We start from the raw sequence: 12,038 nt of genomic DNA, 5'->3' as shown, positions 1-12,038 counted from the left end.
GGGTATTCGGCATGCCCGAAGAGGACGGCCTCCTGCTCGCGCATCATTTGGGCCGGGCGTTGCAGCTGACCAACATCCTCAGGGATATCGACGAGGATGCCGGCCTCGGCCGGCTCTATCTGCCGCGCGAGGCCCTGCTGCATGCCGGCATCACCAGTGATGATCCCGTCAAGGTAGCGGCCGAGCGGGCGCTGCCAAAAGTCTGCCTTCCGCTCGCCGACCGGGCGAAGCGGCATTTCGAGCAGGCCGACGAGGTGATGAAGCGAAATTCGCGTCGCGCGGTCCGCGCACCCCGCATCATGGAAAAATACTACCGCGCCATATTGGAGCTCTTATTGGCACGCGGGTTCGCCGCGCCGCGCGAGCCGGTCCGCGTCGGCAAGCTCGCCCGCATCGCCATCATTCTGCGTTACGCGATCATCTGATGCCCAAAACCGTTCATATCATCGGCGCTGGAATTTCCGGCCTTTCGGCGGCCGTGCGGCTCAAGAATGCCGGTCTTGACGTGCATGTCCACGAGGCGACGCAACAGGCCGGCGGCCGCTGCCGGTCGTATTTCGACGCGGCGACCAATCTCACCATCGACAACGGCAATCATCTGCTGCTGTCCGGCAACCGGCACGCGCTCAGCTACGCGCGTTCGATCGGCACGGAGGCGGGGCTCGTCGGGCCGAACAGCGCGAAGTTCCCGTTCGTCGATCTTGCTGACGGACGGCGCTGGCAGATCGATCTCGGCGACAGCCGTCTGCCGCTCTGGCTGTTCGACAAGAGCCGACGCGTGCCCGACACCGCAATTGGCGATTATCTAAAGCTGGCGCCGCTGACCTGGGCCGGGACGGAGCGGCTGGTCGGCGACGCCATTCCCTGCCACGGGACGCTGTATCAGCGGCTGGTGCAGCCGCTCCTGCTCGCCGCGCTCAATGTCGATCCCCCCGAAGGCTCGGCGGGGCTTGCGGGCGCCATCGTTCGTGAGACGCTGCTTGCCGGCGGGCAGGCCTGCCGCCCGCTGATCGCACGCGAGGGTTTGAGCGCCGTGCTGGTCGAGCCCGCGGTCAAGCTGCTGCAGGACAAGGGCGCGAGCGTGCGCTTTGGTCATGAGCTGCGCGCTTTCGCAATGTCGTCCGACCGGGTCGGCGCGCTGAATTTTGGCCGCGGCGATGAAATCGCAGTCGGTCCCGACGATTGCGTCATCATGGCCGTTCCGCCGCGCGCCGCCGCTTCGCTGCTGCCGGGCCTGAAGACGCCGACCGAGTTCCGTGCCATCGTCAACGCGCATTTCCGCTACGACCCGCCGCCCGGAGCCGCGCCGATCCTCGGTGTGATCGGCGGCACGGTGGAATGGCTGTTCGCGTTTCCGCAGCGGCTGTCGGTCACCATCAGCAATGGCGACCGCTTGGTCGATGCGCCGCGCGAAGAGCTGGCGCAAACCATCTGGCGCGACGTCTGCGCCGCCGCGGGGCTGCCCGCGCAGGCAGCTGCTGACTTGTCGAAGGAATTGCCCCCTTGGCAGATCGTGCGCGAGCGCCGTGCCACATTTGCGGCCACACCGGAGCAGAACGCCCTGCGCCCGGGCCCGGTCACTTCTGTCAAAAACCTGTTTCTCGCCGGCGACTGGACTGCTACGGGGTTGCCCGCGACCATCGAGGGTTCGGTCCGCTCCGGAGACCGCGCAGCCGACCTGGTGCTTGGCCTGCGCTAAGCAGCACCGATCTGAACTTCCTGCGCCGCCCGCGATAGGTGATGCGGAGCGGCAGAGACGGAGATGTGAACGAAATGCTTTCCGTTGCTGAAACCGTAGAGGTCGACGGCAAGAGCCTGCAGACCACGATCTCCGCCGCAACGCGCGCACTGCTCGACTACCAAAGGGCGGACGGCCATTGGGTGTTCGAGCTCGAGGCCGACAGCACCATTCCGGCCGAGTACATCCTGCTGCGCCATTATCTCGCCGAGCCCGTCGACGCCGTCCTCGAAACCAAGATCGCAAAATATCTGCGCCGTGTGCAGGGCGCGCATGGCGGCTGGCCACTGGTGCATGACGGCGTCTTCGACATGAGCGCCAGCGTCAAGGCCTATTTCGCGCTAAAGCTGATCGGCGATTCCACAGATGCCCCGCACATGGTGCGCGCGCGTGAGGCGATCCGCAGCCGCGGCGGCGCCGTGCACAGCAACGTCTTCACCCGCTTCACGCTGGCGCTGTTCGGCGTGTTGGACTGGAAGAGCGTCCCGGTGCTGCCGGTCGAGATCATGCTCCTGCCGCTGTGGTTTCCGTTCCACATCGCAAAGATCTCCTACTGGGCGCGCACCACGATGGTGCCGCTTCTGGTGCTCGGCGCGCTCAAGCCGCGCGCGAAGAATCCGAAAGGCGTCGGCGTCGACGAACTGTTCCTGCAGGATCCGCGCTCGATCGGCATGACGAGGAAGGCGCCGCATCAAAGTCTCGGCTGGTTCACGTTCTTTCGCGCGCTCGACAGCGTCCTGCGCGTGGTCGAGCCGATGTTCCCGAAGAGGTTGCGGCAGCGCGCGATCGATGCCGCGCTCGCCTTCATCGAGGAACGGCTGAACGGCATCGACGGGATGGGCGCGATCTACCCGCCGATGGCCAATATCGTCATGATGTATGACGCGCTCGGCAAGGGCCCGGACTATCCGCCGCGCGCCAACACGCGCAAGGGTCTTGAGGACCTGCTCGTGATCGGCGACGAGGAGGCCTATTGCCAGCCTTGCGTTTCGCCGGTGTGGGACACCGCGCTGACCACGCATGCGCTGCTGGAGGCCGGCGACGAGACCTCGCTGGCCTCGGCGAAGCAGGGGCTGGAGTGGCTGCTGCCGCGGCAGGTGCTGGACGTCAAGGGCGACTGGGTGGTCAAGGCGCCGGACGTGCGCCCGGGCGGCTGGGCGTTCCAGTACAACAATGCGCATTACCCCGATCTCGACGACACCGCCGTTGTCGTGATGTCGCTGGACCGTATGCAGCGCGGCACCGGCGGCCACGCTTACGATCACGCGATCGCCCGCGGGGTGGAGTGGATCGAGGGCATGCAGAGCCGCGACGGCGGCTGGGCCGCCTTCGACATCAACAATCTGGAATACTACCTCAACAACATCCCGTTCTCCGATCACGGCGCGCTACTCGACCCGCCGACCGAGGATGTCACCGCGCGCTGCCTGTCGATGCTGGCCCAGCTCGGGCAGACCGCCGACAAGAACAAGGCTGTGGCCGCCGGAATCGATTACCTCCGCCGCACCCAGCACCCGGAAGGATCCTGGTGGGGGCGCTGGGGCATGAACTACATCTATGGCACCTGGAGCGTGCTGTGTGCGCTCAATGCCGCCGGGATCAGCCACCAGGATCCGATGATCCGCAAGGCGGTCAGTTGGCTCGTCACCATCCAGAATCAGGACGGCGGCTGGGGGGAGGACGCCATGACGTATGGGCTCGACTACCGCGGCCAGACGGCGGCGTCCTCGACCGCCTCCCAGACGGCATGGGCCTTGCTTGCCCTAATGGCCGCGGGAGAGGTCGAAAACCCCGCGGTTTCCAGGGGGATTGGGTACTTAATGGCAACACAGGCGGAAAAAGGGCTCTGGGACGAGCAGCGTTTCACCGCGACGGGCTTTCCCCGCGTATTTTATCTGCGTTATCATGGTTACCCGAAGTTCTTTCCGCTCTGGGCGTTAGCGCGGTACAGGAACCTGACGAAGACGAACACCAGGGTGGTAGGGGTCGGAATGTGAATTTGGGGGAAGGGGAAGACTTTTCCGCGGAATATCCCATCGATCCGCGGCCGATACTGATTGTGACCGGTCTGTTGCAGGAGGCCCGCATCGCGGCAGGGCCGGGAATGGCGGTCATCTGCTCGAGTAGCGATCCCAGGCAGTTGCGGGCGCTGCTCACGGTTTTCGATCCCACCACGATTCGCGGCGTCATCAGCTTCGGGGTTGCCGGGGGGCTGGACCCTTCGCTGAAATCGGGTGACGTCGTGGTAGCCACCGAGGTCATGGCGGGCGACGCCCGCTGGCTCGCCGGGCTCTCCCTCAATGAGACGCTGCTGTCAGGCCTTGCATTGGGCCGCCGCCGCGTCGTGCGCGGGGGGCTGGCCGGCGTCGAAGAGGTCGTGATGGCCCGGGCCAGAAAGGCGGCCCTGCGCTCGGTCACGGGGGCGGCGGCCGTCGACATGGAAAGCCATATCGCGGCCGACTATGCGACCAAGGCGGGCCTTCCCTTCGCGGCGCTTCGGGTGATCAGCGACCCCGCCGACCGGACGCTGCCGGCGCTGGCCAAAGCCGCCATCAAACCGAATGGCGACATCGACCTGCGCAAGATCCTCAAGGGCGTCGTGCGCAATCCGCGCCTGTTGCGCGCGCTGGTCTCGACCGGAATCGATTTCAATCGCGCGCTCAAGAGCCTACGCGGCTGTCGAGGCTTTCTGCTCGGCGGCGAGAGCTTCATCCCGGCGGATCTCTGACAGCTTCTTCTCGACCTGCTCGGCGAAGATGTACTGCGCCGGGCGCTGCTTGCTCAGATCGATCTCGGGCGCCATCGGGCCCGTGGTCTTGATGCCGCGCAAGCTCACCCACAGCGCCTTGAACGGGTTGTTGATCGCGGCGCTGGCGGCGGTCGGCTCGTAGCCGCAATGCGCCATGCAGTTGGCGCACTTTTCATACTTGCCGGTGCCGTAGGTTTCCCAATCAGTCGTGTCCATCAGCTCCTTGAAGGTCTTTGCGTAGCCTTCGCCGAGCAGATAGCAGGGTTTTTGCCAGCCAAAGATGTTGCGCGCCGGCATGCCCCAGGGCGTGCACTCGAAATCCTGGTTGCCGGCGAGGAAGTCGAGGAAGAGGCCGGAATGCATGAAATTCCACTTCTTGCCCTTGCCGAGCGCGAAAACGTCGCGGAACAGCTTCTTGGTCTTGGTGCGATTTAAGAAGTGCTCCTGGTCGGGGGCACGCTCATAGGCATAGCCCGGCGACATCGAGACGCCGACGCCGAGCTCGGTCGTCAGGTCGAGAAATTTGGCGATCTCCTCGCCCGGGTGGCCGTCGAAAATGGTGGCGTTGACGTTGACGGTGAAGCCGCGCGCCTTGGCGGCCTTGATCGCCGACACGGCGCGGTCGAACACGCCCTTCTGCGAGACCGCCTTGTCGTGGTGGTCGCGCAGCCCGTCGAGATGCACCGAGAAGAACAAATAGGGCGACGGTTCGAACAGGTCGAGCTTCTTCTCCAGCAGCAGCGCGTTGGTGCATAGCGACACGAACTTCTTGCGCGCGACCAGGCCGCGCACGATCTCGCCGATCTCCTTGTGAATTAGCGGCTCGCCGCCGGGGATCGCGACCATCGGCGCGCCGCATTCGTCGGCGGCGTCCCAGCATTCCTGTGCCGTCATGCGGCGGTTCAGGATCGCGTCGGGATAGTCGATCTTGCCGCAGCCGGCGCAAGCGAGATTGCAGCGGAACAGGGGCTCGAGCATCAGCACCAGCGGATAGCGCTTGCGGCCCATCAGCTTCTGCTTGACGAGATAGCTGCCGATGCGGATTTCCTTCAGGAACGGTATGGCCATTACGAGTTTTCTTTCCGATCTGTTGGTTAGCCCGCGGCGAGTTCCGCCGGCAGACGAAATTCGATGTTCTCTTCGCGGCCCGGCAGCACCTGGACCTTCACCGGTCCGATCCGCCGCAGCGCTTCGATGACGTCGTCGACCAGAACCTCGGGGGCCGAGGCCCCCGCGGTGATCCCGACAGCCTTGGCATCCTTCAGCCACTCCGGATTGAGCGCGCTGCCGTCGGCAATAAGGTAACTGGCGACGCCGGCCTCGGTGCCGATTTCGCGCAATCTATTCGAGTTGGAACTGTTGGCAGCCCCCACCACCAGGATGACATCCACCAGCTTGGAAAGGTCCCTTACCGCAGATTGCCGGTTCTGTGTCGCATAGCAGATATCCCGGATGTCGGGGCCTTGAATGTCTGTAAACCGCTCCTTCAGGGCCGAAATGATGTCTTTTGTGTCATCCACGCTCAGCGTGGTCTGGGTGATATAGGCGACCGGCGTGTCGACCGGCAGGGTTAGCGCAGCGACGTCGGCGACGTTCTGGACCAGCAGCACCGGGCCGGGAACCTGGCCCATGGTGCCCTCGACCTCGGGATGGCCGGCATGCCCGATCAGGATCAGGGCGCGGCCCTTCGACATATAGCGCTTGCCCTGGTTATGGACCTTCGTCACCAGCGGGCAGGTGGCATTGAGGACCGGCAAACCACGGGCTGCGGCTTCCTCTTCCACCGTGCGCGCCACGCCATGGGCGGAGAACACGGTCACGGCGAGCGGCGGGACCTCGCTGAGATCCTCGACAAAGATCGCGCCCTTGTTCTTCAGGCTCTCGACCACGTATTTGTTGTGGACGATCTCGTGCCGGACATAGACCGGCGGGCCGTACTTCTCGAGCGCACGCTCCACGATCTCGATGGCGCGGACGACGCCGGCACAAAAACCGCGCGGCTGCGCGAGGTACACTTCCATGGGATGTCCGGTACGCAAGTTGCCTCACTCTCATTCTTGAAAACAAACGCCGTGCCTTCGGATCAGGGCAATATCCGCACCATTGCGCGAGTTCCCGTCCGCACGGTATTGAACACAGGGAAAGCAAGGGCTTTGTGTCAAAAATTCAGCAGGGAGGGAAGGGACCGGCAGATTGTTCGTTTTTTCCTGCGAGCCCATATTGGTACTATCATACTTTCTTGTAAGATATTGAAAACGAAGAAGATGCTTGCTCATCGCTTCGTCACTTTACCGCCTGACAAAGCCGGCTATATGAGCCGCCTCACCGGTGCCTGTCCGACTTTTGAAGAGCCTTGAAAACGTGGATGGGCCTGCCGGAACTCCGCGGAACGAGCGGACGTTTCGGCATGTTCTCTGATCTGACCAGAAAGAATTGATGTGCTGACAAGCATTGTTGTTGCGATCGTCCGAACCTGCACGCGGTTCGCCCCCGTCACGCTGGTCGTTGGCCTTGCGCTCGCGGTCGGCGCGGGTGTCTACACGGCGCATCATTTCAAGATCAACACCGACATCAACACCCTGATTTCGCCCAATCTCGATTGGCGGCAGCGCGACCAGCAGTTCGAACAGGCCTTCGATCGCGACCGCACCATTCTGGTCGTGATCGATTCCCCAACCCCGGAACTGACCCGTTCGGCGGAACAAGCGCTGGAACAGAAGCTCCGAGGTGATACAGCGCATTTCGCCTCCGTGCATCCGCTCGGCTCCGGCGAATTTTTTGAGAAGAACGGCCTCTTGTTCCTGCCGACCGACCAGGTTCGAGAGGCGACCTCGCAATTCGAACAGGCCGCGCCCCTGGTCGAAATCATGGCCGGCGATCCCTCGATCCGCGGCCTGACGGGTGCGCTGGAGACCGGGCTTGCCGGCGTCAAGCGCGGGCAGGTCACTCTGGACGGCACCGCGCGGCCGTTCAACTATGTCGCCCAGACCGTCGAAGACGTGCTGGACAAGCGCAACGCCGCGTTTTCCTGGCGGCAGCTCGTGAGCGACAAGCCGCTGGCCGACTCCGACCGCCGCGCCTTCATCGAGCTGAAACCCATACTCAACTACCAGGAACTGGAGCCGGGCAAGGGCGCCACCGATGCGATCAGGCAGGCCGCAAACGAGCTGGATCTTGCCGGCGGGTATCAGGCCCGCGTCCGCCTGACCGGGCCGGTGCCGATCGCCAATGAGGAATACGCGACCGTCCAGGATGGCGCCGTGGTCAATGGCATCGGCACCGTCATCGTCGTGCTGTTCATTCTCTGGATGGCGCTGCATTCGGGCAAGATCATCCTCGCCGTGTTCATCAACCTGTTCATCGGGCTGTCGATCACCACGGCGGTCGGCCTGATGATGGCGGGGTCGTTCAACCTCTTGTCGGTCGCGTTCGCGGTGCTGTTCGTCGGGCTCGGCGTCGATTTCGGCATCCAGTTCAGCGTCCGCTACCGCTCTGAAAGATTCAAGAACGACAATATTCCGCAGGCGCTGGAAGAGGCGGCGCGGCGCTCGGCCGTGCCGCTGTCGCTCGCCGCGATGGCGACCGCGGCCGGCTTCCTGTGCTTCCTGCCGACCGACTACAAGGGGATCTCGGAGCTTGGCGAGATTGCCGGCGCCGGCATGCTGATCGCCTTCCTCTCCTCGATCACAGTGCTGCCGGCGCTGCTCCGCCTGTTTCACCCGCCCGGCGAAAACGAGCCGGTCGGCTACGCCTTTCTGGCACCGGTCGACCATTTTCTGGAAAAGCACCGCGTGCCGATCATCGTCGGGACGTTGGCAATCGTCGCCGCCGGGCTGCCGCTGCTCTATTTCATGAAGTTCGACTTCAACCCGATGAACCTGCGCAATCCCAACGCGGAATCGATCGCGACCTTCCTCGATCTGCGCAAGGACCCGAACACCGGCGCCAATGCCATCGACGTCATGACCAAGTCCGAGGCCGACGCCAAGCAGATCGAGGCGAGGCTGGAGAAACTGCCGGAAGTGCTGCGCGTGATGTCGCTCGATTTTTTCGTGCCCGACGATCAGCCCGCCAAGCTGAAGCTGATCGCGCAGGCCGCAAAAGTGCTGGAGCCGGCGCTCAATCCGGATTCCATCGACGCGCCGCCGACTGACGCGGAGAATGTCGATTCGCTGAACAGCTCGGTCGCCAGCCTGCGCAAGACCGCAGGCGAGGCCAAGGGACCGGGCGCCGATGCCAACCGCCGGCTCGCCGACGCGCTGGAGCGGCTCGCCAAGTCCGATGAGGCCACCCGCAACAAAGCGCAGGCGATCTTCGTCACGCCGCTCAAGGTGGTGTTCGATCAGCTCAAGAGCGCGCTGCAGGCGCAGCAGGTCAGCCTGAAAACGCTGCCGCCGGACCTCGTGAGCTCCTGGAAGACCAAGGATGGGCTGATGCGGGTAGAGGCGCTGCCGCGCGGCGATCCCAACGACAACGACAATCTGCGCCGCTTCGCCAACGCGGTGCTCGCGGCGGAGCCGACCGCGATCGGCGGCCCGGTGTCGATCCTGAAATCCGGCGACACCGTGGTGAAGGCGTTCATTCACGCCGGGATCTATTCGCTGGTCGTGATCAGCCTGTTGCTGTGGATCACGCTGCGGCGGATCACCGACGTGCTGGTAACGCTGGTTCCACTGCTGGTCGCGGGCGCCGTGACGCTCGAGATCTGTGTGCTGATCGGATTGCCGCTCAACTTTGCCAATATCGTCGCGCTGCCGTTGCTGCTCGGCGTCGGCGTCGCGTTCAAGATCTACTATGTGACGGCGTGGCGGTCAGGCCGCACCAACCTGTTGCAGAGCAGCCTGACGCGCGCGATCTTCTTCAGCGCGATGACCACGGCGACCGCGTTCGGCAGCCTGTGGCTGTCCAGTCATCCGGGAACCTCGAGCATGGGCAAGCTGCTTGCGCTGTCGCTCGTCACCACGCTCGCCGCCGTGCTGCTGTTCCAGCCCGCGCTAATGGGCAAACCCCGCAATGTCGGGTAGCAGGCAGATGTCGCCGACCGGATCGGCCGGCTGCTGTGCGCCTTTCTGACCGCCCTTGGCGGCGAGGGCAGGTGGCGCCGGCGACTTCGGTGCTGCAGTCTTTGGCGCGGCGCCGACGGTTTTCGGCGCGACGCCCTTGGCCATGCTGTTGGCGGGGCTCGACGGAATCGGCGGTGCGACGCGGGTCCAGGTTTCACCGCCGCACAGGAAGCCGAGCACACAGCCTTTGATCTCAAGCTGATCGTCACCGACAGGTGTGATGGTGGCGCTGTAGGACTGGCCGTCCTTGGCGTTGTAGACTTGTCCTTCCCATTGATTGAGGCCTGCCTTCTTCTTCATGTCGATCAGAATCGGCATGCCAAGGGTTGGCCTGCTCTGCTTTGAAACGTCAGGGTTGTTGGTGTCGCGCCCGCCAGGCGTCTTTTCCCATGCAACCGCGCCCCACATGCTGCCGTTGCACTGCGCAACCCGGATGTTGGCGACGCCGTCGGCCACGCGCCAATCGCCGGTGGGATCGGCAGCGCTGGCGGCAGACAGGGAGGCCGCCTGCAAGAAAGCGGAACAGAAGAGAGCTGTCCGCAAGAAGTTTCGTGGGCAGTGCAACATTGTCAAAACCTGTGCTTGCTTTGCTGGTCGAAAGAAGGGCAAAAAGCCGCATTGAACTTTTTCAGTTGACGAAATCGCCGCCAACCGAACTATGTAACTGATGCTGAGTTCAAATCTAGACGTTTCCGAGATGTTTGTGGAGCGCCAGGCGCAGCGCGGCTCCATGCATGCGCGCCATCTTAATGAACAGATGGTCCGCGTGCTCAAAACCATCGGATATGACGTTGGTTTCCAGAAGGGCCAGGGTCAATACCTGTTCGATCGCGATGGCGCGCGCTATCTCGATCTTTTGAGCGGGTTCGGCGTCTTTGCAATCGGTCGCAATCATCCGGCGCTGCGTAGCGCGCTGAAAAGTGTGCTGGACAGCGATCTGCCTAACCTGGTGCAGCTCGACGTCTCCACGCTGGCCGGCGTGCTCGCCGAGCGGCTGCTCGAATTCGTGCCCTATCTCGACAAGGTATTTTTCGCCAATTCCGGCGCGGAAACCGTCGAGGCCGCGATCAAGTTCGCGCGGGGCGCGACGGGGCGCCCCGGCGTCGTCTATTGTTCCCATGCCTATCACGGCCTGTCCTATGGCGCGCTGTCGCTCACGGATGATCCGAATTTCCGTTCAGGTTTCGAACCGCTGCTGCCGGGATGCACGCCGATTCCTTTTAACGATCTCGGAGCGCTGGAGCAGGCGCTATCGTCGCGCCAGATCGCCGCATTCATTGTCGAGCCGATCCAGGGCAAGGGCGTCAACATGCCCACCGACGAGTACCTGCCGGGAGCTGCCGCACTGTGCAAGCGCTACGGCACGATCTTCATCGCCGACGAGATCCAGTGCGGAATGGGGCGGACCGGGCGGTTTCTCGCAGTGGAACACTGGAACGTCGAACCCGACATGGTGCTGCTCTCGAAGGCGCTGTCGGGCGGCCACGTGCCGGTCGGTGCATTGCTGACGCGCAAGGCGATCTTCGACAGGATCTTCAACCAGATGGACCGCGCGGTCGTGCACGGCTCGACCTTTGCCAAGAACGACCTTGCGATGGCGGCCGGTATCGCAACCCTCGAAGTCATCAAGAACGAACGGCTGATCGAGGCCGCCGCCAAGCGCGGCGCCGAGCTTCGCCTCGCGCTGACGCGGATGGTACCGGGCTACGAGCTGATGAAGGAGGTTCGTGGCAAGGGGCTGATGATCGGCGTCGAGTTCGGGCCCCCGAAATCGCTGCGGCTGAAAGCGTCCTGGAACGTGCTGGAGACCGCCAACAAGGGCCTGTTCTGCCAGCTCATCACGGTGCCGCTGTTCAAGGATCACAAGATCCTGACCCAGGTCGCCGGTCACGGCCTGCACACGATCAAACTGCTGCCGCCGCTCACCATCACCGAAGAGGACTGCAACTGGATCGAGACGGCGTTCGACCGGGTGATTGCCGCAAGCCACAAGGTGCCCGGCGCGATCTGGTCGCTCGGCAAGACGCTTGTCGACAACGCGATCCGCAAATCCGCGTGAGTCTTGGGCGGTGCTCTGCACCGCGCTCGACTGCCGGCGATCGTGCTGATCGTTGTTCTTCCAGCGGATCTTTCGGCCGCAAGGGCCGCGAGCCCGCGCAGAATCCATTGTGACCGCGAACAGCGTCGAGGATAACAGGCGACGCTGCTACGACGAGTGCCGCCGGCAGGACGAGACGCCGGCTACATTGTCACCGGACAAGCGCGAACTCAGCATCGAAATCTGAACGGGACCTCCTATCCTTGGGGGAACCGGATAACGCGCTCGCTTTGGATGAGCCCTTGAGCTCCAATCAACTTATGGCTGCTCCCCGCGTTGTGAATGGACAGCCCAACGACCTCAGCGGGAGAGTCATCACCTTGAACGGCGGACCGATGTCCCGTAGGCGACCCGCGTCGATTCCATGAATCCCGAGGAGCAGCGGCTCGC

General features: G+C 63.7%; 10 protein-coding genes. 7 read left to right on the top strand and 3 right to left on the bottom strand.

Annotation, left to right across the window (positions count from 1 at the left end; translation table 11 throughout):
• From JOZ76_RS22960 to JOZ76_RS22945, 4 genes are all read left to right on the top strand, one after another.
• On the top strand, positions 1 to 425 hold a 425-nt coding region (locus JOZ76_RS22960; RefSeq protein ID WP_291702188.1), incomplete at its 5' end, for a squalene/phytoene synthase family protein.
• Entirely contained in the window at positions 425 to 1,699 is a 1,275-nt protein-coding gene (gene hpnE, locus JOZ76_RS22955; protein WP_291702187.1) for a hydroxysqualene dehydroxylase HpnE, read from the top strand. The genes JOZ76_RS22960 and hpnE, both read left to right, overlap by 1 nt.
• A gap of 74 nt (positions 1,700 to 1,773) precedes the next feature.
• Complete coding sequence (gene shc, locus JOZ76_RS22950) at positions 1,774 to 3,735, top strand: squalene--hopene cyclase (RefSeq protein WP_291702185.1); 1,962 nt, start codon at positions 1,774 to 1,776, stop codon at positions 3,733 to 3,735.
• Complete coding sequence (locus tag JOZ76_RS22945; RefSeq protein ID WP_291702183.1) at positions 3,732 to 4,466, top strand: phosphorylase; 735 nt, start codon at positions 3,732 to 3,734, stop codon at positions 4,464 to 4,466. The genes shc and JOZ76_RS22945 overlap by 4 nt, the downstream gene beginning before the upstream one ends.
• Here the strand turns inward: JOZ76_RS22945 and hpnH are convergent.
• Entirely contained in the window at positions 4,407 to 5,555 is a 1,149-nt protein-coding gene (hpnH, locus tag JOZ76_RS22940; protein WP_291702181.1) for an adenosyl-hopene transferase HpnH, read from the bottom strand. The two genes, JOZ76_RS22945 and hpnH, sit on opposite strands and share 60 nt — an antisense overlap.
• Before the next feature lie 26 nt (positions 5,556 to 5,581).
• Entirely contained in the window at positions 5,582 to 6,508 is a 927-nt protein-coding gene (ispH, locus tag JOZ76_RS22935) for a 4-hydroxy-3-methylbut-2-enyl diphosphate reductase (RefSeq protein ID WP_291702179.1), read from the bottom strand.
• Between the two features lie 3 nt (positions 6,509 to 6,511).
• On the opposite strand from ispH, the gene JOZ76_RS22930 reads away from it, so the two are divergent.
• Positions 6,512 to 6,844 carry a hypothetical protein gene (locus JOZ76_RS22930; protein ID WP_291702177.1) on the top strand — a complete coding sequence of 111 codons (333 nt, stop codon included), beginning with the start codon at positions 6,512 to 6,514 and terminating at the stop codon, positions 6,842 to 6,844.
• An 81-nt stretch (positions 6,845 to 6,925) separates the two neighbouring features.
• Positions 6,926 to 9,511, top strand: coding sequence for an MMPL family transporter (locus JOZ76_RS22925; RefSeq protein ID WP_291702173.1), 2,586 nt, complete (start codon positions 6,926 to 6,928; stop codon positions 9,509 to 9,511).
• Here JOZ76_RS22925 and JOZ76_RS22920 read toward each other — a convergent pair.
• A complete protein-coding gene (locus JOZ76_RS22920) occupies positions 9,482 to 10,117 on the bottom strand; it encodes a DUF2147 domain-containing protein (protein ID WP_291702190.1) in 636 nt (211 codons plus the stop codon). The two genes, JOZ76_RS22925 and JOZ76_RS22920, sit on opposite strands and share 30 nt — an antisense overlap.
• 100 nt (positions 10,118 to 10,217) lie before the next feature.
• On the opposite strand from JOZ76_RS22920, the gene hpnO reads away from it, so the two are divergent.
• Positions 10,218 to 11,609: an aminobacteriohopanetriol synthase HpnO gene (gene hpnO / locus JOZ76_RS22915; protein WP_291702171.1), complete on the top strand. Its 1,392-nt coding sequence runs from the start codon at positions 10,218 to 10,220 to the stop codon at positions 11,607 to 11,609.
• Positions 11,610 to 12,038 lie beyond the last annotated feature (429 nt).

The organism is Bradyrhizobium sp., from assembly GCF_019244115.1.
Lineage (GTDB): Bacteria > Pseudomonadota > Alphaproteobacteria > Rhizobiales > Xanthobacteraceae > Bradyrhizobium.
This window is presented reverse-complemented; position numbering and strand designations above follow the sequence as displayed.